This is a genomic window from Pseudarthrobacter sp. DSP2-3-2b1, assembly GCF_049895945.1.
GTDB lineage: Bacteria > Actinomycetota > Actinomycetes > Actinomycetales > Micrococcaceae > Arthrobacter.
Window position 1 is genome coordinate 23818 of the sequence record NZ_JAFCTI010000017.1, and the last position, 20579, is coordinate 44396.

24 protein-coding genes are annotated in these 20579 nt (G+C 63.9%); 17 read left to right on the forward strand and 7 right to left on the reverse strand.

Annotated elements, in window-relative coordinates:
* The first annotated feature begins 6 nt into the window (after nucleotides 1-6).
* From ACP7AX_RS17445 to ACP7AX_RS17470, 6 genes are read left to right on the forward strand one after another with little or no spacing between them, the layout of a single operon-like run.
* On the forward strand, nucleotides 7-900 hold the full coding sequence (locus ACP7AX_RS17445; protein WP_426228215.1) for an amino acid ABC transporter permease: 894 nt from the start codon (nucleotides 7-9) through the stop codon (nucleotides 898-900).
* The gene (locus tag ACP7AX_RS17450; RefSeq protein WP_426228217.1) at nucleotides 900-1736 is read left to right on the forward strand and encodes an amino acid ABC transporter ATP-binding protein; all 837 of its coding nucleotides are present in this window, start codon (nucleotides 900-902) and stop codon (nucleotides 1734-1736) included. The genes ACP7AX_RS17445 and ACP7AX_RS17450 overlap by 1 nt, the downstream gene beginning before the upstream one ends.
* Entirely contained in the window at nucleotides 1733-2878 is a 1146-nt protein-coding gene (locus ACP7AX_RS17455; protein WP_426228219.1) for a CapA family protein, read from the forward strand. The genes ACP7AX_RS17450 and ACP7AX_RS17455 overlap by 4 nt, the downstream gene beginning before the upstream one ends.
* Nucleotides 2871-4109 carry a CaiB/BaiF CoA transferase family protein gene (locus tag ACP7AX_RS17460; RefSeq protein WP_426228221.1) on the forward strand — a complete coding sequence of 413 codons (1239 nt, stop codon included), beginning with the start codon at nucleotides 2871-2873 and terminating at the stop codon, nucleotides 4107-4109. Before ACP7AX_RS17455 ends, ACP7AX_RS17460 begins: the two co-directional genes overlap by 8 nt.
* Nucleotides 4106-5269 carry a 2-hydroxyacyl-CoA dehydratase gene (locus ACP7AX_RS17465; RefSeq protein ID WP_426228223.1) on the forward strand — a complete coding sequence of 388 codons (1164 nt, stop codon included), beginning with the start codon at nucleotides 4106-4108 and terminating at the stop codon, nucleotides 5267-5269. The genes ACP7AX_RS17460 and ACP7AX_RS17465 overlap by 4 nt, the downstream gene beginning before the upstream one ends.
* Nucleotides 5269-6513, forward strand: a complete 1245-nt coding sequence (locus ACP7AX_RS17470; RefSeq protein ID WP_426228225.1) for a 2-hydroxyacyl-CoA dehydratase — start codon at nucleotides 5269-5271, stop codon at nucleotides 6511-6513. Before ACP7AX_RS17465 ends, ACP7AX_RS17470 begins: the two co-directional genes overlap by 1 nt.
* On the opposite strand, the gene ACP7AX_RS17475 is transcribed toward ACP7AX_RS17470, so the two are convergent.
* Complete coding sequence (locus tag ACP7AX_RS17475; protein WP_426228309.1) at nucleotides 6510-6917, reverse strand: MarR family winged helix-turn-helix transcriptional regulator; 408 nt, start codon at nucleotides 6915-6917, stop codon at nucleotides 6510-6512. The genes ACP7AX_RS17470 and ACP7AX_RS17475 overlap by 4 nt on opposite strands.
* Before the next feature lie 194 nt (nucleotides 6918-7111).
* On the opposite strand from ACP7AX_RS17475, the gene ACP7AX_RS17480 reads away from it, so the two are divergent.
* Genes ACP7AX_RS17480 through menE form a run of 4 tightly spaced genes read left to right on the forward strand, consistent with a single transcriptional unit; the run spans nucleotide 7112 to nucleotide 11043 of the window.
* Nucleotides 7112-8047: an SDR family NAD(P)-dependent oxidoreductase gene (locus ACP7AX_RS17480; protein WP_426228227.1), complete on the forward strand. Its 936-nt coding sequence runs from the start codon at nucleotides 7112-7114 to the stop codon at nucleotides 8045-8047.
* A gap of 1 nt (nucleotide 8048) precedes the next feature.
* Nucleotides 8049-8951: an amidohydrolase family protein gene (locus tag ACP7AX_RS17485; RefSeq protein WP_426228229.1), complete on the forward strand. Its 903-nt coding sequence runs from the start codon at nucleotides 8049-8051 to the stop codon at nucleotides 8949-8951.
* Nucleotides 8952-8995: 44 nt separating this feature from the next.
* On the forward strand, nucleotides 8996-9451 hold the full coding sequence (locus ACP7AX_RS17490; protein WP_426228231.1) for a MaoC family dehydratase: 456 nt from the start codon (nucleotides 8996-8998) through the stop codon (nucleotides 9449-9451).
* A gap of 32 nt (nucleotides 9452-9483) precedes the next feature.
* A complete protein-coding gene (menE, locus tag ACP7AX_RS17495; protein WP_426228233.1) occupies nucleotides 9484-11043 on the forward strand; it encodes an o-succinylbenzoate--CoA ligase in 1560 nt (519 codons plus the stop codon).
* A 46-nt stretch (nucleotides 11044-11089) separates the two neighbouring features.
* Here menE and ACP7AX_RS17500 read toward each other — a convergent pair whose 3' ends face one another.
* The gene (locus tag ACP7AX_RS17500) at nucleotides 11090-11461 is read right to left on the reverse strand and encodes a VOC family protein (RefSeq protein WP_426228236.1); all 372 of its coding nucleotides are present in this window, start codon (nucleotides 11459-11461) and stop codon (nucleotides 11090-11092) included.
* A gap of 243 nt (nucleotides 11462-11704) precedes the next feature.
* On the opposite strand from ACP7AX_RS17500, the gene ACP7AX_RS17505 reads away from it, so the two are divergent.
* From ACP7AX_RS17505 to ACP7AX_RS17525, 5 genes are all read left to right on the forward strand, one after another.
* Nucleotides 11705-11944 (forward strand): hypothetical protein, encoded by a 240-nt coding sequence (locus ACP7AX_RS17505; protein ID WP_426228238.1) that lies wholly within the window; start codon nucleotides 11705-11707, stop codon nucleotides 11942-11944.
* 275 nt (nucleotides 11945-12219) lie between these two features.
* Nucleotides 12220-13119: an NAD(P)-binding domain-containing protein gene (locus ACP7AX_RS17510; protein WP_426228240.1), complete on the forward strand. Its 900-nt coding sequence runs from the start codon at nucleotides 12220-12222 to the stop codon at nucleotides 13117-13119.
* Nucleotides 13116-14489 (forward strand): MFS transporter, encoded by a 1374-nt coding sequence (locus ACP7AX_RS17515; RefSeq protein WP_426228242.1) that lies wholly within the window; start codon nucleotides 13116-13118, stop codon nucleotides 14487-14489. The genes ACP7AX_RS17510 and ACP7AX_RS17515 overlap by 4 nt, the downstream gene beginning before the upstream one ends.
* A complete protein-coding gene (locus ACP7AX_RS17520) occupies nucleotides 14486-15115 on the forward strand; it encodes a 4-carboxy-4-hydroxy-2-oxoadipate aldolase/oxaloacetate decarboxylase (RefSeq protein ID WP_426228244.1) in 630 nt (209 codons plus the stop codon). Before ACP7AX_RS17515 ends, ACP7AX_RS17520 begins: the two co-directional genes overlap by 4 nt.
* Nucleotides 15116-15180: 65 nt before the next feature.
* The gene (locus ACP7AX_RS17525; protein WP_426228246.1) at nucleotides 15181-15819 is read left to right on the forward strand and encodes a GntR family transcriptional regulator; all 639 of its coding nucleotides are present in this window, start codon (nucleotides 15181-15183) and stop codon (nucleotides 15817-15819) included.
* Between the two features lie 83 nt (nucleotides 15820-15902).
* On the opposite strand, the gene ACP7AX_RS17530 is transcribed toward ACP7AX_RS17525, so the two are convergent.
* On the reverse strand, nucleotides 15903-16541 hold the full coding sequence (locus tag ACP7AX_RS17530) for an alpha/beta hydrolase (protein WP_426228248.1): 639 nt from the start codon (nucleotides 16539-16541) through the stop codon (nucleotides 15903-15905).
* Nucleotides 16542-17183: an NADPH-dependent F420 reductase gene (locus ACP7AX_RS17535; RefSeq protein ID WP_426228250.1), complete on the reverse strand. Its 642-nt coding sequence runs from the start codon at nucleotides 17181-17183 to the stop codon at nucleotides 16542-16544. It abuts the gene before it with no gap.
* 151 nt (nucleotides 17184-17334) lie between these two features.
* Here ACP7AX_RS17535 and ACP7AX_RS17540 point away from each other — a divergent pair, with 151 nt between their 5' ends.
* On the forward strand, nucleotides 17335-17547 hold the full coding sequence (locus ACP7AX_RS17540) for a hypothetical protein (protein ID WP_426228252.1): 213 nt from the start codon (nucleotides 17335-17337) through the stop codon (nucleotides 17545-17547).
* Nucleotides 17548-18102: 555 nt separating this feature from the next.
* The gene (locus ACP7AX_RS17545) at nucleotides 18103-19137 is read left to right on the forward strand and encodes a peptidase (protein ID WP_426228254.1); all 1035 of its coding nucleotides are present in this window, start codon (nucleotides 18103-18105) and stop codon (nucleotides 19135-19137) included.
* Nucleotides 19138-19249: 112 nt separating this feature from the next.
* Here the strand turns inward: ACP7AX_RS17545 and ACP7AX_RS17550 are convergent, their stop codons facing one another.
* From ACP7AX_RS17550 to ACP7AX_RS17560, 3 genes are all read right to left on the reverse strand, one after another.
* Complete coding sequence (locus ACP7AX_RS17550; RefSeq protein ID WP_131683040.1) at nucleotides 19250-19594, reverse strand: hypothetical protein; 345 nt, start codon at nucleotides 19592-19594, stop codon at nucleotides 19250-19252.
* 99 nt (nucleotides 19595-19693) lie between these two features.
* Nucleotides 19694-19828, reverse strand: coding sequence for a hypothetical protein (locus tag ACP7AX_RS17555; protein ID WP_426228256.1), 135 nt, complete (start codon nucleotides 19826-19828; stop codon nucleotides 19694-19696).
* Between the two features lie 280 nt (nucleotides 19829-20108).
* Nucleotides 20109-20468: a UBP-type zinc finger domain-containing protein gene (locus ACP7AX_RS17560; RefSeq protein ID WP_426228258.1), complete on the reverse strand. Its 360-nt coding sequence runs from the start codon at nucleotides 20466-20468 to the stop codon at nucleotides 20109-20111.
* Between the last annotated feature and the right edge of the window lie 111 nt (nucleotides 20469-20579).

Consider the following 20579-nt stretch of genomic DNA (forward strand, 5'->3'; position numbering starts at 1 on the left):
CAGCCTATGGGACAGCCCGCAATCGACGTCGCAAACAGCGTTCCCCGTTTTCAGCCCTGGCGCTGGGTACTTTCAGCAGTTCTCCTGGTCATCGGGGTCCAGCTCGCCTACTTCCTCGTGACCAACCCCAACTTCGGCTGGGATGTCGTGTGGGAATACCTCTTCTTCCCCACGGTCCTGAACGGCCTCTGGATGTCCGTGCTCCTGGCGGTCATTGCCATGGTGGCCGGCACGCTGCTGGGCGTGGTCCTGGCCACCGCCCAGCTGAGCGACTTTGGTCCGGCCCGCTGGGCCAGCCGCCTGTACATTGGCATCTTCCGGGCGGTCCCGCCCCTGGTCCAGCTGATTTTCTGGTTCAACCTTGGCTTCCTGGTGCCCAACATTGGGATCGGAATCCCTTTCGGCCCCGAACTTGTGTCCTGGCCCACCAACTCGGTCATCACACCGCTGTCCGCAGCAATCATCGGGCTGAGCCTGCACGAAGGTGCGTACATGTCCGAAATCATCCGCTCGGGCATCACGTCCGTGGATCAGGGCCAACGTGATGCAGCGAAAGCGGCAGGCTTCACGCCCTGGCAGACATTCACACGGATCATCATGCCGCAGGCGATGCGGGTCATTCTGCCGCCCTTCGGCAATCAGTTCATCGCCACCCTGAAGGGCACGTCGCTGGTGAGTGTCATTGCCATGACCGACCTGCTGTTCTCGGTACAGACCATCGCTGACCGCACGTACCAGGTCATCCCCATGCTGCTGGTTGCCTGCATCTGGTACCTGGTGGCGGTTTCTGTCCTGACCTTCTTCCAGAAGAAGCTGGAGCGCCGGTACGGCCGCGGCTATGACGCAATGAAAACACCTGCAGGAAAACTCAAATTTCTTGGCCTCGGAGGCGGGATCTGATGACTGAAACAACAACCGGCAACAGCCCGGTCCTCCGCGTGGAGAACCTGCGCAAATCGTTCGGCGATCACAAAGCACTGGACGGAATCGATTTCGAAGTCCAGGACGGCGAGGTTGTGGTGGTTATTGGACCCTCGGGCTCCGGTAAATCCACGCTGGTGCGCTGCATCCACCAGCTCCAGAGCATCGACGGCGGTGCCATGTACCTGGACGGGGAACTCCTGGGGTACGAGCTGCACGGCGGACGTCCGCGTCCTCTGAGCGAGAAGAGCATTGCCGGCCAGCGGCGCCGGATCGGCATGGTTTTCCAGCAGTTCAACCTTTTCCCGCACTGGACGGTGCTGGAAAACATCACCGGCGCCAGCCGGATCGTTCACGGCAACACCTCCGCAGAGGCGGAGGAACGCGCCCGCTACCTGCTGGAGAAGGTGGGCCTGGCCGCGAAAGCCGATGCCCACCCACGCGAGCTGTCCGGTGGACAGCAGCAACGCGTCGCCATCTGCAGGGCACTCGCACCGCGTCCCCGGATCATGCTCTTTGACGAGCCGACGAGCGCGCTCGACCCGGAACTCGTTGACGAGGTCCTGTCTGTATTGCGGGACCTTACCTCTCTGGGAATGACCATGGTGGTGGTGACCCACGAGATGGAGTTCGCCCGGCAGATGGCCGACCGCGTGGTGTTCATGGATAACGGCAAGATCGTGGAGCAGGGACCGCCGGAGGAACTCTTCGGCCACCCGAAGACTGAACGGCTGCGCTCCTTCCTCTCCCGGTTCAACGCCCGCTCCACCAACTCCGGCTCCCCCACCGCTCCCACCGAAGGGGTCACAGCGTGACGATCTCCATCGCCGCCGTCGGGGATCTTGTCCTGGACGAGCCCGATCCTGCGTTCTTCCTCGCGCCCTCGGCAGCCGTCATCACCAAAGCGGATATTGCCATCGGGCACATCGAAGTGCCGCACTCCCACACAACTGTCCAGGCCAGCACTGACGTCCCGGCGCCGGCCGCGGATCCCGCTGCCCTGAAGGACGTCGCCGCAGCCGGCTTTGATGTGGTCACCCTCGCCGGGAATCACATTTACGACGCCGGTCCCGAAGGACTGCTGGACACCATCGCCTTCAGCCGCGACGCCGGTCTCCTCACTGCCGGCGCAGGCGCCAACCTGGCGGATGCCCGCAAACCGGCCGTCATCACCAAAGACGGCACCACAGTTGGAATCCTCAGCTTCAACTGCGTCGGACCGCGGGATTCCTGGGCTGCTTCGCAGAAAGCAGGCGCGGCCTACGTCAAAGTACTGACCCACTACGAACTTGATTCCGCAACGCCCGGCGGGCCGCCTACCATCTACACATTTACGGCACCTGACAGCCTCCGGAGCATGCAGGACGATATCCGCAAGCTGAAGGCAGAAGTGGACCTGGTGGTGGTTGCCCTTCACAAGGGCATCGGCCACACCCCGGCCGTCCTGGCCGACTACGAAATTCCGCTGTCCCACGCTGCGGTGGATGCCGGCGCAGACGTTGTGATCGGGCACCATGCGCACATCATGCGCGGCATCGAAATGTATCGGGGCGTGCCGATCTTCCATGGGCTGGGCAACTTTGTCACAGTCACGCAGGCCTTGAACGCGGATGGCGAATCCGCCGAACGTGCAGAGTGGGCGGCCCGCAGGGTCAAGATGTTCGGTTTCGCTCCGGACCCCGGCATGCCCACCTACCCTTTTCACCCGGAAAGCCGCAACACCGCCATAGCCGTGTGCACTTTTGACGGGCGCCGCCTGGTGTCCGCCGGGTTTGTGCCGTGCTGGATTGACGACGATGCCCGCCCGGTCCCCCACGGCCCGACCGAAACCGGCGAGCGCGTTCTGGCCTACATCACCGATATCAGCCGGAGTGCCGGCTTTTCGACAACTTTTACGTGGGACGGCGAGCATGTGCTCGTACAGGCCCATCCCGATCAGGAGAACCACCATGTCTAGCCGCCCCCTTGACGGTCTGACCGTCATTGACCTCACCACTGCCCTTGCCGGCCCGTACGCCACTCTCCTGCTCGCGGGCCTCGGTGCCCGCGTCCTCAAGGTGGAGAATCCGGGTACAGGCGGCGACGCTGCCCGCAACAACTCCCCGTACCTGGGCCGCGAAGGCCTGAACGTCCAGCGGCGCTCGGAAGACGACATGTCCATTTCCATCCTCTCCCGGGCGCGGAACAAGGAGAGCATCACCATCGACCTGAAGGATCCCCGTGGCCGCGAAGTCCTGCTCGATCTGGCCAAGACGGCAGACATCGTGGTGGAAAACTTCAGCGCCGGCGTGACCAAGCGGCTCGGCATTTCCTACGACGACCTCCGCGAAATCAACCCCGCTCTGATCTACACCTCCATCAGCGGCTTCGGGTCCAACCAGACCGGCGGCACGGGCAAGGCGATGGACACCATCATTCAGGCGCTCAGCGGCGTGATGATGACTGCCGGTGAGCCCGGCGGAAATCCCGTCCGCTTCGGCCTCCCGGTGGGTGACCTGGTGGCACCCCTCTTCGCCGTCATTGGGACCCTTGGCGCGGTGGTCCAGCGGCAATCCACAGGCCAGGGCCAGTATATTGATGTCTCGATGCTGGGTTCGCTGACCTCCCTGCTGGCCGCCGAGCCTTTCGATGCTTTCGAGAAGATCGGCTTGCCCACCCGCACCGGTGAGATGGTTCCCCGGCTTGCCCCCTTTGGGACCTTCGAGTCCCAGGACGGCTGGTTCGCACTCTGCGCACCCACGGACAAGTTCGCCCACGGCGTTCTGGCGGCCATCGGGCGTCCGGAACTGGCTACCGATCCAAGGTTTGCCAAGCGCGACGGCCGGGTCCAGAACGCCGACGAACTCCACGCCATGATCGGGGAATGGTCAAAGGCCCTCCCCCTGGACGAGGTCCTTGCACAGCTGGAAGCGGCGGGAGCCCCGGCAGCCGAGGTCCGGTCTCCTGCGGCAGCGGTCCAGGACCAGCGGGTCCTTGACCGAGGCGAAGTAGTACGCCTGAAGCACCCCGAGGCCGGCACTGAGAGCGAGCTGGTGGGGCCCGGCATGCCGTTCCTGATGTCCGGTGCCGAGACCACACTGGACAAGCCTGCCCCGCGCCTTGGCCAGCACACGCAGGACATCCTGAGCCGGTTCCTCGGATACTCCGACACCAAAATCGACGAACTCAAGCGCAGCGGCGTCCTGTGACCGGCGTCCGGCGGCAAAGCATTCTGGACGACTTCGCCGAGCACTATCCACTGCGGGTGGCCCGGGCCAGTAAGCGGGCCGGGCAAGGAACCGCCGTCGTCGGATTTGTGGGTGCCGATGTCCCCCGCGAACTCATCGCCGCCGCGGGCGCGCTGCCGCTCCGGCTCCACAGCCAGACCGGCCCGTCATCCGATGAAGCGGTGCAACTCCTCGGCGAGGCGACCGATCACGCGGCGCATTCGATCCTGACCCAGATTCTCGCGAAAGAGCTGGACTTCTTGTCCGGGATCATGATCTCCAGGGACTGCGAAGCTTCGCTGCAGCTTTTCTACGTGCTGCGCGAGTTGGCCGCCCGCCGCCCCGGGATGCCGCCGGTCCACCTGATTGACCTTTTGCACCTTTCCCGGGAATCAACGGCCCTGTACAACCGGCGCCAAGTCGCTGCGTGTGCCGAAACGCTGTCCCAGTGGACGGGAGCGTCGCCGGATCCTGCTTCGCTGGCGGCCTCGGTCGCGAGCTTCCAAGTGCTGCGCGGACACCTGGCATCCGTCCAGTCGCTCCGTCAATCAGGCCTGTTGTCCGGAACTGCCGGCCTCCACGTGGCTGCGGCTGCAGAATCGCTGCCGCCTTCGGAAGCGGCCCAATGGGTGGCAGAACTGGTGGGGACTTTTTCAGCTACGGCCACGGGCGGGGACTCTGCTCTACGTCTGTTTTTCTTTGGCAGCGCCCAGGATCAGGACGTCCTATACCGCGCCATTGAGGACTTGGGAGTCCGGATCATCGGCGAAGACCACGACTGGGGTCTACTTGCAGCCCCTGCTCCGGTTGCCGTCACGGCTGGAGCCAGCTATGAGGAACTTCTGGCCCGCCTGGCCGAGTCTTACCATTACCGAAGCCCCGCGGCGGCTATTTCCCCGTTGGCTGTCCATGCCCGGTGGGGCGCTGATCAGGCTGTATCCTGCGGCGCCGAGGCCGTCTTTTGCCTGACCCGCAGATTCGACGACGCGCCTGCCTGGGACTACCCGAAACTAGCCGAATACCTCCAGGACCGGGGCATACCGTCGGTCCTGCTGAGCCGCCAGCCCTTTGAACCGGAACCGGCGGTCCTGCGGGAATCGCTGGAACCCCTGTTGAGCACCGTATCGCCCGGGAGGCGTTGATGAACACCAAAAGACTGGAATCCGCCACCAGGGCATCGGCCTACCAAAAAGCCTGGTTCGCGGGCCTGCAGGAATCGGTCGGCTCGGGGGCGCCCCTTGCCCTTGTCAACGCCGATGCGCCGCAGGAGATCCTCAGGTCCATGGGCATTCAGTATGTGGTCAATCAATGGTGGGCCTCGGTGGTCTCGGCCAAGAGGCTTGCCGACCGGAGCCTTGATGCCCTGCGGGGCCGTGGCTTCCCGGATTACTCCCGCCAGTACGACGCCGTGTCTTTCGGCGCCTCGCATCTTCCGCCGGGCGTGGCACCGTGGGGCGGGCTGCCCACACCTGACTTCGTCATCGCTGAAAACAGCAGCGACTCCGCGCGGAAGGTCTTCGACCTTTGGGCCGAATCAGGAAAGACCAAGTTCTTTCCCTTCGAGCGCTCATCGGCGGTCCAGGCTCCCGAGCAGTGGTGGGAGCTGGTGCCGAGGAACTGGGAAGAAGCATTCGGTCCTGACCGCCTGGACCTGATGACCGACGAAAACTGGCAGCTCGTGAAATTCCTCGAGCAGAATACCGGACTTACATTTGACCTGGCCAAACTTTCAGACGTCATGGACCTCGTCAACGAGCAGGCCGAGTGGAACCGAAAGACCCGGGACCTCCTGGCGGCAACGCGTCCGGCACCCATCGGCGTCCACGACATCATCAACAGCGTCATGATTCCCCAGTGGCACCGTGGCACCGCCTGGGCCCGGGACGCGGCAAAAAGCCTCTATGAAGAGGTCCAGGCGGCTGTGGACAAGGGTGACGCCGTCTGCCCGGGTGAAAAGACCCGCCTGATGTGGATCGGCCGCGGGCTGTGGTTCGACATGGACCTCTACTCACGTTTCGAGGAAAAGTACGGTGCGGTCTTCGTCTGGTCCATGTACCTGGCGATCGCTGCAGACGGCTATCCGCGTTACGGGGAGGACCCCATGCGGGCACTCGCGGCACGGTTCGCCGGTTTCACTGACCAGCTCTACATGCCGGGTTGGGCTGACGAATGGTACGTCAAGGAGGCACTTACCCATGGGGTGGACGGCGTGGTGCACCTTGTAGCCGATGACGTACCCGGTGCCCACTTCACTACTGAAGCGCTTGAAAAAGCCGGCGTCCCCGTCCTCGAGATCCGCGCGAATAATGCGGATCCACGGTCTACGGACGCAGCGGCCCTCAGTGGCGCGATTGAGGACTTCCTGACCAGCCGGGTCCGCCCCTAGTCAAGGTTTCTACCCCACAACGCCTTGCGGAGCAGTCCTTTGAGCACCGTAACTTCGTCCGGTTCGAGTCCGTTGAGCGCCTCACCCTCGGCGCGGATGGCCGCCTCGGCAGCCTCTCCATGGAGTTTGGCACCCTTCGGCGTTGCGGTGACAGTCTTGGCCCGGCGGTCCTGTTTTCCGGCAGCCCTGGCGACCAGGCCCCGCTTCTCCAAATCATCCACAAGTGCCACGATCTGGCTGGGATCAAGGCTGAGAAAATCCGCGAGTTCACGCTGGGTCGGTTCCAGCCCACTGTTGGCCAGGACCAGCACCGAGTACGAGCGTTCCTTGAGGCCAAAAACAGCCAGAGCCCGGTTGTTGAGCACGGACCCAGCGGCGTGCAGCTTGGCCAGGAGAAAGCCCATGTCGTTGGTGAGGGAGGCCTGCACCAGCTTGTCTCCAACAGCCTGTTTGTCGGGGTGAGTCTCGATTCCCAATATCCGCTCCAATAGTCCCAAAGATTAATCGTTGACATTTTCAACAATAAGTATTTTCATGGATATAGAACAGCATCCCACGCCGGACGGCAGGATGCACCTCAGCTAGCGAAGGAGCAGCCATGAGCCTGTCAGGCAAAGTAGCAATCGTCACCGGAAGCGGCCGCGGCCTGGGCTTGGCCTATGCCCGGGAGCTGGCACGTCAGGGCGCCGCAATCGTGATCAACGACGTCGACGCGGACGTCGCGGCGGAAGCCGTGCGCACCATTGAGTCCGACGGCGGCCGCGCGGTTGCCGTCGTCGCTCCGGTGGGCAGCAGTGAAGTAGCAAAGCAGCTCGTGGAGACGGCCGTGGCGGAGTTCGGTCGGCTGGACATCCTGGTCACCAACGCCGGCATCCTCCGCGACAAGTCCCTGCTGAAGATGACCGATGAAGATTTCGACCTGGTGATCAACGTCCACCTGAAGGGCACGTTCACGTGTGTCCGCGAGGCGTTCGGTCACTTCAAGGAGGACAACGTCCAGGGCCGGATCATCACCATCGGCTCCCCCACCGGGCAGCGAGGCAACTTCGGCCAGACCAACTACGCCGCCGCCAAAGCCGGAATCGTGGGCATGGTCCGGACCTGGGCCCTGGAAATGAAAAAGGCCGGCGTCACGGTAAACACCGTCGTTCCGGTGGCAGCCACTGCCATGACCAAGACTGTCCCGTACTTCCAGAAGGCTGTGGAAGCGGACGAGCGCGGCGAGGCCATGCCGTCCTTCTTCCGCCACGACCTCGGGTTCGGAACGGCCGACGACGTCGCCGGCCTGGTTGCCTTCCTCGCCTCTGACGCGGCGGCCGGGATTACCGGCCAGGTCATCGGAGCCGGTGGTGACCGGCTGCAGCTCTGGACCCACCCCGAGGCAGCCGCCACCGAATACCGCGAGGGCGGCTGGGGGTACACGGACCTGGTCGAAAACTTTGACGGCCTCTTCGGCGACAAGCTCCAGAGCGTCGGCGAGGACTTCCTCCCCCTCCCGGAGGACCTCAAGCCCGAACCCGCCCAGGCCCGCTGAGATGGCCGCACCCCGTTATGAACTGGGCATCGACGCCGCCAAGCTCGATGCGATCGACATGCACGTCCACCTCGAGGTGGACGGCCACGGCCACCAGTCCCTGCCGCCGGCCCTGACCGAGGCCTCCGCGAAGTACTTCAAATCCGAGGACCGCACTCCGTCCCTGGACCGCATCGCCCAGATCTATCGCGGACTGAACATGGCCGCCGTCGTCTTCACCGTGGATGCCCGCACCCAGCTCAAGCACGAGCCGAACAGCATCGAGGACCTGATCGCCGGCGCCGCCCGGAACAACGACGTGCTGATCCCGTTCGGCAGCGTGGATCCGCGGACCGGCACCGAAGCGATCCAGGGCGCCAAGCACCAGGCCATCGACCTCGGAGCACGAGGATTCAAGTTCCACCCGTCCCTGCAAGGCTTCGATCCCTCCAACGAACAGTTCTACCCGCTCTGGGAAACCCTCCAGGAACTCGGGCTGCCCGCGATCTTCCACACCGGCCAGAATGGAATGGGCGCAGGCCTTCCCGGCGGCTACGGCATCAAACTCGCCTACTCCAACCCGTTGCTGCTCGATGCGGTGGCCGCGGACTTCCCGGAACTCCGGATCATCATGGCGCACCCTTCAGTGCCATGGCAGGACGAGGCCAACTCCATCGCCACCCACAAGGCCAACGTGTTCATCGACCTCTCCGGCTGGTCACCGAAGTATTTCCCCGAGTCGCTGGTCCGCATGTCCAACTCGGTGCTGCAGGACAAGGTCCTGTTCGGCACGGACTTCCCGCTCATCACCCCTCAGAAATGGCTCGGCGCGTTCGCTGACCTCCCGCTCAAGGACGAAGTCCGGCCCAAAATCCTCAAGCACAACGCCGTCCGCCTTCTTGGCCTGGACAGCACCACCCCCTAACGCACGCTAACCCCAACCCACACACCAACTTTCAGGAGCCCAAGATGCCCAATCTCGTCGTCGACTTCGACAAACTGCTCACCCTCGCCGGCACCGATCTCGGCGCCACCGAGTACATCGAAATCACCCAGGAACAGATCAACAAATTCGCTGACGCCACGGGCGATGACCAGTGGATCCACGTCGACCCTGAGCGCGCCAAGGACGGCCCGTTCGGAGCCCCCATCGCCCACGGTTTCCTCACCCTCTCCCTGATCATCCCGTTCTGGGGCGAGCTGTTCGACGTGGATGGTGTCACTGCCAAGGTCAACTACGGCCTGGACAAAGTCCGCTTCACCTCCCCCGTCAAGGTGGGCTCCCGCATCCGCATGCAGGCAACCATCGCCGAGGTCGCCGAGGTCAAGGGCGGCGCCCAGATCAAGGTCGCCAACACCATCGAGATCGAGGGCCAGGAACGTCCCGCCGTTGTGGCCGAATTCCTCGCCCGCTTCTACAAGTAATCCACCACTCCCTACTCGAAGAAAGGACCGCCGTGGAGAACTTCGGCATCGGCTCCTGGCTGCAGCGTCGCCGCCCCAAATCCGGTAACAAGACCGCGCTGATCAGCGGCAACCGGGAACTGAGCTATGTGGAGTTCGCGGACCGGAGTGCCCGCCTGGCCAACGCCCTCCGGGACCGTGGCGTAGCCAAGGGCGACAGGGTGGCCTACTTGGGCGAAAACCACCCGGCCTTCCTCGAAACCCTCTTCGCGGCAGGCCTGCTTCGCGCCATCTTCGTACCCCTCAACACACGTCTGGCACCTCCGGAGATCCAGTTCCAGCTCCAGGACTGCGGGGCGAGGATTCTTATCCACCCCCGGAGCCTGGATGTTCTTGCGACTCGGGGTTCCGACGGCACACCGCTGACGCGGAGGATCGTCGTCGATGACATCAGCGAGGGCGGTGCCGCGCCCTCGGAGAACATCCCGGGCCGGGGCTCCTTTGCCGTGGAAGACTTCGAGTCGGTGCTCGCCACCGTCTCGGACGACTTCCGGGATGAGACCGTCGGGCTCGACGACGGCGCCATGATCCTCTACACCTCGGGCACCACCGGGCGGCCCAAGGGGGCACTGCTGACGCACGGGAACGTGGTGTGGAACTGCATGAATGTCTTAGTGGACTTCGATTTTGCTTCCACGGATGTGGCGCTCATGATTTCCCCGATGTTCCACGTGGCGTCCCTGAACATGGGGGTACTGCCCACACTCCTGAAGGGCGGGACGGTGGTCCTCGAAGCCAAGTTCGATCCCAAGCGAACCCTTGAACTGATACAGAAGCACCGCGTGACCACACTGAGTGGTGTTCCCACCACATTCCAAATGCTTTGCGAGCACCCGGACTGGGAAGGCACGGACCTCAACTCCCTGAAGAAGCTGACCTGCGGCGGATCTGCTGTTCCCCTGCGGGTCCTGGACTCCTATGAGCTGCGGGGCCTGCGCTTCTCCAACGGCTACGGCATGACTGAGACCGCCCCAGGCGCCACGGTGCTTCCCGCAGACCGTTCTCGCGAAAAGGCAGGTTCGTCGGGGCTTTCCCACTTCTTCACCGACGTCCGCATCACCGGCTTTGACGGCGGCCAGGCCCCACCGGAGACCGTAGGGGAAATCCACATCAAGGGTCCCAACGTCATCAGCCAGTACTGGAACCAGCCGGAAGCCATCCTCCAGTCCACCGCACCTGATGGCTGGTTCAAGTCCGGGGACATGGGGTACAAGGACACCGAAGGTTTTGTTTACATCTCGGACCGGCTCAAGGACATGATCATCTCAGGCGGCGAAAACGTCTACCCGGCCGAAGTGGAGCAAGCCATCACCGAGCTCGAGGCCGTGGCCAGCGTCGCCGTCATCGGGGTCCCGGACGAGAAGTGGGGGGAAGTCCCTCGAGCAGTCTTGTTGCTTCGCGAAGGAGCGTCACTCACTGGCGAACAGGTGAGGGAACACCTCAGCGGGCGCCTTGCCCGATACAAGATTCCTAAGTCCTATGTCTTCGTCGACGAGATGCCCCGCACGGCCAGCGGAAAAATCCGCAAGGTCGAGCTGAAGAAATTTGCCTGAGAGGCAACCAACTTGGGCGCGGTTTTGCCCCATTGTGGATTTGCGGTCAGACGTGCTGATCGAACAGCACCGGGTTGCCGTCGGGGTCCGCGAGCATGAAACTCGCCGGGCCGGTGGTTGACTCGTCGGCCTCGGAAAGGAACTCCACGCCCTTGGCTTTCAGGTCCCGCTGCAGTTCGCGCACATCGGTGAACGATTCCACCGCTTCCGCGTTCTGGTTCCAGCCCGGGTTGAACGTGAGCATGTTCTGCTCAAACATTCCCTGGAAGAGGCCGATGACCGTCTCACCGTTCTTCAGAATCAGCCAGTTCTGGGTGATGTCGCCGCCGAAACTGCTGAAGCCGAGCTTCTCGTAGAACGCAGCTGACGCGGCGATGTCCTTCACGGTGAGGCTGATCGAAAATGCGCCGAGCTGCATGGGTTACTCCACTCTCAAAGGGACAGATGTGTCCGATGATACGGCGTGCCGACGACGGCGGGACGTACCGCCGTCGCCCGTTTCCTTTTGTCAGGCGCTCTCCGAGGCCAGCAGGCTTAAGCTGATACCAGCACGTCTCTTCCAGCGCAGGGAGGTCATCATGGACACGGAAACCGCCGAAGTTGTGGGTCATGATGTCACCACCATCACCTGCGTGTGCGGCAATACCGTCGCAAGGACGGCTTGATCCAGGCCAATTCGGAGGGCGTCCCCGTCTACATCGGCGAAAACACCGCCGTCCCCGCGGGACTGGCGCCGTGGCCGGAGGATGAGGACCTCTACACCCTGTGCCCCTCCTGCGGCCGCGTCTACCGCGACGCCGTCATCGAGGAAATCGGAACCGCGCCCGTTGCTTTCCGCGTGGACGTTACCGCTGGCCCCCTTGCCGAGGCCATCCGGGTCCACTGGGACATCAGCACCTAACCGATAGTCCTCGCGCCCCTCGTTCCGAAGGGTCGCAGTCCACCAGCGAGGCCGAGATAGCCACCGGGAAGTCCGTCGCCTTGAGTCCATTCCGCGGCGCCCAAGCACTGGAACCGCACACTGACACTGCCCCGAGCGCCGATTTCCAGACCCACAAACACAGAGTACTAAATAAGTACAATGTTGGCCTTACGCCGAGATTTTATGCAGGTCATTGCCAAATGGTACTCATGTTGTATTCTTGGTCACAGACATTTGCGACGAAGGAGTCTGTCTTGAAAACCACGATCATTGGTTCTGGCCAAGTTGGCCTGTGCTGGGCTGAGGCGCTCACAGCGAACGCCGCCCACGCAATTTCCGTTTCGGATCCGCAGCCACCCGCTCCGGCCAAAGCCTGGTCCGAACGCACCGGGGTTCCGATCCGCCCGGAGGTTTCGGCCTGGATTTCAGATCAGGACCTTGTCCTGGTCTGCGTCCCGGGTTCGATCCTGCCGTTCGTGACCGACTCGCTGGTGCAGCACCTGTCTCCGGGCGCGACAATCGTTGACATGACCACTGCCGCGGCCGGGGCCAAGCGCGAGTCGGCCGCTCGAGCGGCGGCGTCGGGCATCGAATACATCGATATCGCCATTACCGGCGCCGTCGCTCTGAAGGGGGTTCAGACGCCGCTGCTTTTTGCAGGGAAACGCAACGCTGCGGTAGAAGAACTCCTGGCCGCCGCTGGTGCGCCGGTCCGGGTTCTCCCGGACAGTGCACCCGGGGATGCCGTAACGGTCAAGCTGTTGCGTTCGGTGATCATGAAGGGCATTGAAGCCTTGGCTATCGAAGCCCTTCCCGCAGCCCGGGCATACGGTGTGCTTGATCAGCTTTACACGGTCCTTGGTGATGTTGACCAGGCACCTTTCACGGACCTGCTCAAGAGCATGGTTGCCACCCATCCGGCCCATTCAGTCCGGCGCCATGCGGAAGTCCTTGAGGCCGCATCCCAGCTGGACCGTGCCGGATACCCCGCGGAACTGACCGGACACGTGGCCGGCAAGTTTGCCGTCACCGCCGAGAACCTCGCCCGGACCGGGGGGCCCGCCGATGGCACTTTTGAGGCATCCTTGGAGTGGCTGGACACCTTCGCCCTCCCGGCAACAACAGCTCCGGCAGCAGAGGAAGTGACAGCATGAGCGCCGTAGCAAACCGTCCCCGCGTGGGGGACGCGACCGTCCGCAAGATCAAGTTCCGCATCCTCCCGCTGCTCGTGGTGCTCTACATCATCGCGTTCATCGACCGGGCCAACCTCGGATTCGTGGCCAAGGAGATGAATGCGGACCTGGGCATCACCACGGCCCAGTTCGGCCTCGCAGCGGGCCTCTTCTCCATCGGGTACTTCCTCTTCGAAGTGCCCAGCAACATCCTCATGCGCAAGGTCGGCGCCCGGCGCTGGATCGCCCGCATCCTGGTTTCGTGGGGCATCGTGGCCGTAGCCTGCGGCTTTGTGCAGGACTTCACCCAGCTGGCAATCGCACGCACACTGCTCGGCGTCGCCGAGGCAGGGTTCTTTCCCTGCGTGATCCTGTACCTGTCATTCTGGTTCCCCGAGCGCGAACGGGCCCGGGTGGTGGCCCTCTTCATGATCGCCCTACCGCTGGCCACCGTCATCGCCGCCCCCTTGTCCGGACTTCTCCTGGACAATGTCCACTGGCTTGGCATGGAAAGCTGGCGCTGGGTCTTCATCCTCGAAGGCGCGCCCGCCCTGATCCTGGCAGCCGTGGTGCTGTTCGTCCTCGTGGACTCCCCGGCCAAGGCCAAGTGGCTGACCGCGGAGGAAAAGACCTGGCTCGAAACCACCCTTCAAACTGAACAGGCTGCAAAGGAAGAACGCCACGGCCACGTCTCGTTCTGGCGCAGCCTCATCGGCGGCCGCGTCCTGGCGCTCTCCCTGATCTACTACAGCAAATCTGTGGCCATCTACGTCCTGGCATTCTTCACCCCGCAGATCATCGCGGCAGCATCCACCCAGCTGAGCAACACCGCCGTCGGATACCTCAACGCCATCCCCTACGGCGTCGCTGCGATCTTCATGGTCTATTGGGCCCGCCACTCGGACAAAACCCGTGAACGCCGCTGGCACGTGGGCATCCCCCTGATTGCCGCAGGCGGCGGTCTGGCGCTCATGCCGTTTGCCGTGAACAACCTGATGCTCTCGATCGTCCTGCTGACAGTCATCATCGTTGCCGTTTACGCCACCTACGGCCCATTCTGGTCCCTGCCCTCACTCTTCCTCACCGGAAAGTCAGCAGCCGTGGGCCTCGCGGCCATCAACTCCCTCGCCAACCTTGGCGGCTTCGTCGGTCCGTTTGCCTTCGGCGCCCTCAAGGAGTCCACCGGCAACAACAACTGGGGCCTCGCAATGGTCAGCATCACCTGCCTCATCGCCGCCGCGATGGTGGTAGGCCTGAAATTCGTCCGCCAGGCAGAAGCCACCGCCCGCTACGCCGAAGAAAAAGCCGACGCGGAAGCAGAACTCGTCACCACAGGAGATAACCACAAATGACCACCACCCAAACCACCGACAGCCGCCTCAGCCGCCTGGCTGCCCTCGGAGCAGCCACCGTCTACGAAGCCAACGGCCAGCGCGACGCTATTGACCCCGCCATCAAGCCCCTTGACCCGAAAACGCGGATCGCGGGACGCGCGGTAACACTCGATCTGGAACCCGGCGACAACTGGTTCATCCACGTCGCCCTGCTCGAAGCCGGCGAAGGCGACATCCTCGTGGTCGATGCCAAGGGTTACACCCAGGCCGGCCCGTGGGGTGACGTCCTGACCCTCGCCGCACAGGAACGCGGTCTTGCCGGACTTGTCATCGACGGTGCAGTGCGCGACAGCCAGGAGATCATCTCCTCCGGCTTCCCCGTCTTCACCCGGGGGGTTTGCATCCGCAAAACCACCAAGGTCCAAAAAGGACGGATCAACGTCCCCGTCACCATCGGCGGAGTGCTGGTCCACCCCGGCGACATCCTGGTAGGCGACGCGGACGGACTGGTCAGGGTCGCCGCCGCCGACGTCGATACAGCCCTCACCTCCTCGGAGCACCGGGAACTCAAAGAGGAAGCCATGCGGGCACAGATCCGGGAAGGCGCCTCCACCCTGGAACTGCTCGGACTGAGCCGTCCCTGAGGCTAGGCTGTTGGGTTAGGTAGCATTCGTGGTCCGCTGAGATCATGGCTGGTCTCGGGAGGGTAATGGACACGCAGCGTCAGGACGTACTGGAGGATCTGCGCGCCAAAATAACCACCGGCAGGCTCCCTCCCGGCAGCCACCTCACCGAGCGCGCCCTGTCCGAGGAATACGCCCTCAGCCGCACCCCCATCCGGACCGTCCTGCGCGAACTCGCGGATGAGGGCCTGGTCGTTGTGTCGCCTAACCGCGGCGTCTTTGTGGCCGAATGGACCAACGCCGACGCCGCTGAAGTGATGTCGATCCGGGCCCTTCTTGAATCCCATGCAGCAGGCCTTGCAGCACACAGCCGGTCAGTTTCCCAACTTGAGGAACTGAACCGGCTGTGTGACCGCATGGATGAACTCGCGCAGCAGCAGGCCGACGGGTACCGTGCCGAGATCGCCGAACTTAACCACGAACTCCACCTCCTCATCCTCGCGTCCGCCGCCTCACCCAGACTGTTCAACATCGCTAAAGACCTCGCCCTGGCACCCCTGATGTCCGGGTCCTTCCAGTACTACGCACCGGACGAGCTCCGGCGCAGCCTCCAGGACCACCGCCTCATCGTCGATGCCATCACCCAACGCGATGACAGCCGTGCCCGCGCCCTGATGGAAGGCCACCTCCGCACCTCTTACGCCGCCCTCACCCGCAGGCGCTGACAGCCGGCGCGCCTGAGAACAGAAGCGGCCGACGGCGGGACCTCCCGCCGTCGGCCGCTTGCCTTCGCTTCACCGGAGGGAAACTAGCCCTCAGGTGTCAGCAGATCCTCAATCCAGCTGCCGAGCTCTGCCAGCGTCTGCCCTGTAATGCCATGTCCGCCGGGATCGCGGCGGGAGTGCACGGCTGCACCGGATTCTGCGTGCAGATAGTCCCAGGTGCGCTGCAGCAGCTCGGCCGGGATGACCCGGTCCTGCTCGCCATGGGCAACGAAGACGGGCACTCCGGCCAGCCGGCCTGGGGTGACTGGCACGCCGGCGTCGAACGGCAGGGTGCCGTACAGGACCGCGGTGCCTGTGGAGCGCTGGGGATCTGCCAGCAGCAGGCCCCCGGCGAAGGCTGCCCCGCCGCTGAACCCGACCAGCACCACCGGGCGGCCAACCGGCGACACGGTGTCAAGCCACGTGCGGAACCAGGCCATAGTCTCGGCCAGTGATTCAGCGGTAGGGCGGCCGATGCCGCGGTTCGCGAACCACGCATAGCCCCCGCCTTCGGCAATAGGCGCCCGGACCGCCGCGTAAGCGGGACCTTCCGGCAAGTGGCCGGCGAGGCCGATGATGTCCTGTTCGTTGGAGCCGCGGCCATGCAGCAGCACCACCAGGGGCTGCGCCGGGTCGGAGGATCCGGCCGTTGCCACGACGTGGCCGGTCTCGGTGGTTTCCATTTACTTGGTGACCTGGAGCCCGGTGTCCCAGTTGAAGTCGGCGAACTCGGGGTTGGCCTGCATGGTCATCAGGACGAACTGAAAGCCTTCGAGTTCCCTGGACCGCTTGAGCGGGCCCACCACCAGGGGGCGCAGGCCGGCGGCACTGGCGAAGCTGCCCACTGCACCCGTGGCGGCGGCGTTGTCACCGGCGATGAAGACATCCAGCGGCAGGCCGCCGGACTCACCTGCCACCAGGGGGCCGGCGAAGGTGGTGTTGAAGGCCTTGACCACGTGGGCGCTGGCGGGGGCGAGCTTGGCGATTTCCTCGGCGGCGGACGTACCGGGTGCCACCACCAGGGAGTCGAAGGTTTCGAAGTTGACGGGGTTGGTGATGTCCACGATGGTCTTGCCAGCCAACGCCTCTCCGTAGGCGGTCACCAGGGATTTGGCGGCATCGAACGGCACGGCCAGCACCACGATGCTGCCTTTGGGAGCCTGGGTGATGCTGCCGAAGGTGACTCCCCCGCCGAGCTCGGTGGCCAGGGCCTGGGCGTTGCCTGCATCCTGGCCGAGGATCTCGACGCTCTGGTTGGCGGCGAGGGCGCGGGTGGCGATGCCTCGGGCCATGTTGCCGTTACCGATGATGGTGATGTTCGTCATGGGATTCTTCTTTCCGAATATGCGGACCAGGAGGTTCTTCATCAGGTTGAGTTCTGTCTGCTAGTTGTTACTTGAAGCTACAACTAAATATAGCCCCAGAAAGTTGAAGTGTCAATGGTCCTCGGAAAACGAACCTGGGTACCATGCACCCATGAGCACCCGCGATTCGCCGGCACAAACCGGCGACCTCCCACCCATTGGCCGTCCCGCGAACAGCGCCCTGTTGGAAGCAGGGATCAGCTCCCTGGCCCAGGTTGCCGGGTTCAGCCGCGGCGAATTGCTCGCCATGCACGGCGTGGGCCCCAAAGCCGTCCGGCTCCTGGAAGCCGCGCTGGAGAGTCAAGGGCTGCGGTTCGCCGACTGACGGCGTGCCCTGACGTTGGGCCGGATGGCTGTTGACTCCACCCGCCCCAAGCGATCCAATGGCTGCGAGGCACGCAACGGCGCGGGCCAGGAGTGACGGGAGCACCGATGCCGAGCAGGATGTCTGACCAGTCCCGAAGGAGTGCCAGGCTGCAGACCGCCCAAGGGAAACGAGGCTCACGCCGCATCGCCGTCCTCGCCACGCTGACGGCGCTGGCAGTGGGCCTGAGGGGTGCCATGGACCTGTTCGGCGAGGTCAGGTACTGGAATCCGCTGACACCGCTCGAGTACGCCGCCGTTGTCACAGCTTCTGTAGCTTTTCTTCTCCTGGGCACCACGTTGTGGGCAATTCCTCCTGCTGCCGATCACCGCCGGCGTCACCATCCTGGCGTTCTCGGCCATCCCGGCGGTTGCCGCACTCCTGGCTGCGGCCGCCTACTACGCTATTGGCCTGCGCAGCGGGCGTGACCATCCGGATCCCGCCCTAGCCTGACCCCACTGCCGCATCCATCGCCGGGGCGAAACGGCCACTATGCTGAGCTGACCATCGCAGGAGATGGGCTGGACAGCACAGGGGGCGCTGGTGGTATCAGGTTTTGACGGCGAGGACTCTTCGGGGCGACCTGCCAGCGGGCGTGACATTCCGGGAATCCGCCGGTCGCCGAGCGGGCGCATCCCGCAGTGGGCCATCGACGAGGCGCTCGGCAAGCTTGATAATTCCGAGCCCTGGCGCAGCGCCCCGGCCCCGCTGGCGTTTGAAAAGAAACGGGGGTTCCGTGGAAGACGGCCGGTCCGCCGCCGCAAAAGGCGCGGGGGGCTAGCCACAGTCCTGGGCCTCGCCCTGGTGGTTGGCCTGTATTTCACGCCCACCCTGTTCGAACGGTACGTGATGTCCGCGGCGCGCCCCCACCTGCCGGGCTCCGAGGTTCCGCCACCGGGCTTTGAAGCCGCTTCCTCTCCGCTCGGCATTCCGCCTGCCGTTACTGGATCCAGTGCCTATGTCCTCCAGGAGTCGCCGGATGCGGGCCAGTCCTTTACCGCCTACGACCCGTGCCGGCCGGTTCATTACGTGGTCCGCCCGGACTACGCGCCGCCAGGCACAGAGCAGCTCGTCCAGGAGGCCGTTGCCGCCGTCTCTGCTGCAACCGGACTGCAGTTCGTGTACGACGGAATCACCTCCGAAGCGCCAACGGAGGAGCGTGATGCCTACCAGCCGGACCGCTATGGCAAGAAATGGGCGCCGGTTCTGATTGCCTGGTCCACGCCCGAAGAGTCATCTGACCTGGCCGGCAGGGTTGCGGGCACCGGCGGAAGCTCGTCCGTCCGGGTTCCGGGCGAGCCCTACGTGTACGTCACCGGCCAGGTGCACCTCGACGGTCCTGGCCTGACAGAAACGATGGCCTTCCCGGACGGGCCGGCGCTGGTTCGGGCCATCATCATGCACGAACTGGCCCATGTGGTGGGGCTGGATCACGTCAACGACCCCACGCAGCTGATGTACGAGGAGAACAGCGGGCAACTCGACTTCGGGGCCGGCGACCGCGCCGGCCTGGCGTTATTGGGAACGGGCAAATGCGTCCCGCGCCTCTAGTTAGCCGGACTTAGACGCGGCAATTTGAGGTGAGAGAACGACGGCGGGGCCACCCCGCCGTCGTCCGTTTGCCCTCGGTGGGGCTCAGCGCGCTCCATTGCGCGCAGCTGGGTCAGGCGGCCAGCGGCATATCGAAAAGCTGCTCGGCGAGCCTGATCAGGTGGCGGGGAGCATCGACCGTTTCGCCAGGCCTTCCGTCGCCCAGGAACAGGGCTGTCCCGTGGATGGTTTCGTCAAGGTCTACGCCGGCCTCGCGGATGAGGACTTCCGCCCGGACGTTCGGGAGGGACCGGCTCCCACCGTTGTTCAGGTAGACGTGCCAGTCCCGGCCGGCGATGAATCCGATCTCCCCGGCGGCCACTCGCTGCCATGCGGCCAGGTCCAGCTCAACTGGTCCGATGTGCACCGGATGCGTGAGGCGTGCCGGGACTACTAAGGCTTTGAAGGAAGTTCTCATGGTCATGTCCTTGGTGCTGAAAAGGATTGCGTCCGTTCCGGATGGCGCGGGCAGCCGAGCCGGGCTAGGAGTCCCGCTCCCGGCTGCCCGCAGGCATGGCTAGCGCTGGTTTTTGCGCGGCTTTGCGAAACTTATTTCACTGTTTTCGCTTTTAGCTTTTTTATCGGCCCGTTTTTCGAGGATTGACTTGCCCGCTTTTTTAGCGGAACCGCTTTTGGGGGATTTCCCGGACATAGGAATCACGCCTTTCTATGCTTTGCGTTACCCAGTACCATACCCGCTTTTATTTTTTATGCCAGTCGTCGAAAAACAGCACAGCGACGGGCATCAGGGCCCTCAAGGGGGGCACCATGGCTTGACCAGTCCAGTGAGGCAGCTTTTACACTTTATGACCGGAAAGGCCTTTAAAGTAAATTTCTGTCACAGATCAAAAAAGCAGAACAGGAGTGGCGGAATTTACATTCTCTCAGCGGAAACGTCGCCCAATTCCGCCGCCATTGCGGTTGGTGCCGGATTACCGGTGGATGCGCTCCTGCCAGTCCGCGGGCACCTTGTCTTCCGGCGCAGGCGAGGGCTGCTCCGGTGGCCTGGACTGCGGATCCGGAAGCTGCGGGCCGCGGAAGAACTTCTGGGTGGTGTGATCGTAGAACCAGGCCTCCCCGGGTTCAAAGGACCTCACGACGGGGTGGCCGAGGGTGCGCGCGTGGGCAGTGGCGTGCTGTGAGGGTGAGGAATCGCAGCATCCGATGTGGCCGCATTGGGCGCAGCGGCGAAGATGCAGCCACCATCCTGGGCTGTCACCACCAAGGCACTCCACGCACCCTGTTCCGCTGGGCGTGGCGGAAAGGCTGATACCCGGAACATGATCCTCCATGAGTCCTCCATTTCCACGGCTCGGGTTCTGATCGCGCCGCCCCGAGGGCCCGCCGTCGGGAGCTAGTCTGGCAGAATATCCGCACCTTTGGAATGACAGCATGGACGGGGC

What these genes read in the sequence shown, in the direction of transcription:
- ACP7AX_RS17480 (WP_426228227.1), top strand. Translation starts at nt 7,112, where the DNA reads ATGAGCCTGTCAGGCAAAGTAGCAATCGTCACCGGAAGCGGCCGCGGC.
- ACP7AX_RS17515 (WP_426228242.1), top strand. Translation starts at nt 13,116, where the DNA reads ATGAGCGCCGTAGCAAACCGTCCCCGCGTGGGGGACGCGACCGTCCGC.
- ACP7AX_RS17475 (WP_426228309.1), bottom strand. Translation starts at nt 6,917, where the DNA reads ATGGGCTTTCTCCTGGCCAAGCTGCACGCCGCTGGGTCCGTGCTCAAC.
- ACP7AX_RS17520 (WP_426228244.1), top strand. Translation starts at nt 14,486, where the DNA reads ATGACCACCACCCAAACCACCGACAGCCGCCTCAGCCGCCTGGCTGCC.
- ACP7AX_RS17550 (WP_131683040.1), bottom strand. Translation starts at nt 19,594, where the DNA reads ATGAGAACTTCCTTCAAAGCCTTAGTAGTCCCGGCACGCCTCACGCAT.
- ACP7AX_RS17490 (WP_426228231.1), top strand. Translation starts at nt 8,996, where the DNA reads ATGCCCAATCTCGTCGTCGACTTCGACAAACTGCTCACCCTCGCCGGC.
- ACP7AX_RS17500 (WP_426228236.1), bottom strand. Translation starts at nt 11,461, where the DNA reads ATGCAGCTCGGCGCATTTTCGATCAGCCTCACCGTGAAGGACATCGCC.
- ACP7AX_RS17470 (WP_426228225.1), top strand. Translation starts at nt 5,269, where the DNA reads ATGAACACCAAAAGACTGGAATCCGCCACCAGGGCATCGGCCTACCAA.
- ACP7AX_RS17450 (WP_426228217.1), top strand. Translation starts at nt 900, where the DNA reads ATGACTGAAACAACAACCGGCAACAGCCCGGTCCTCCGCGTGGAGAAC.
- ACP7AX_RS17485 (WP_426228229.1), top strand. Translation starts at nt 8,049, where the DNA reads ATGGCCGCACCCCGTTATGAACTGGGCATCGACGCCGCCAAGCTCGAT.
- ACP7AX_RS17535 (WP_426228250.1), bottom strand. Translation starts at nt 17,183, where the DNA reads ATGACGAACATCACCATCATCGGTAACGGCAACATGGCCCGAGGCATC.
- ACP7AX_RS17525 (WP_426228246.1), top strand. Translation starts at nt 15,181, where the DNA reads ATGGACACGCAGCGTCAGGACGTACTGGAGGATCTGCGCGCCAAAATA.
- ACP7AX_RS17530 (WP_426228248.1), bottom strand. Translation starts at nt 16,541, where the DNA reads ATGGAAACCACCGAGACCGGCCACGTCGTGGCAACGGCCGGATCCTCC.
- ACP7AX_RS17545 (WP_426228254.1), top strand. Translation starts at nt 18,103, where the DNA reads ATGGGCTGGACAGCACAGGGGGCGCTGGTGGTATCAGGTTTTGACGGC.
- ACP7AX_RS17555 (WP_426228256.1), bottom strand. Translation starts at nt 19,828, where the DNA reads ATGTCCGGGAAATCCCCCAAAAGCGGTTCCGCTAAAAAAGCGGGCAAG.
- ACP7AX_RS17460 (WP_426228221.1), top strand. Translation starts at nt 2,871, where the DNA reads ATGTCTAGCCGCCCCCTTGACGGTCTGACCGTCATTGACCTCACCACT.
- ACP7AX_RS17445 (WP_426228215.1), top strand. Translation starts at nt 7, where the DNA reads ATGGGACAGCCCGCAATCGACGTCGCAAACAGCGTTCCCCGTTTTCAG.
- ACP7AX_RS17560 (WP_426228258.1), bottom strand. Translation starts at nt 20,468, where the DNA reads ATGGAGGATCATGTTCCGGGTATCAGCCTTTCCGCCACGCCCAGCGGA.
- ACP7AX_RS17540 (WP_426228252.1), top strand. Translation starts at nt 17,335, where the DNA reads ATGAGCACCCGCGATTCGCCGGCACAAACCGGCGACCTCCCACCCATT.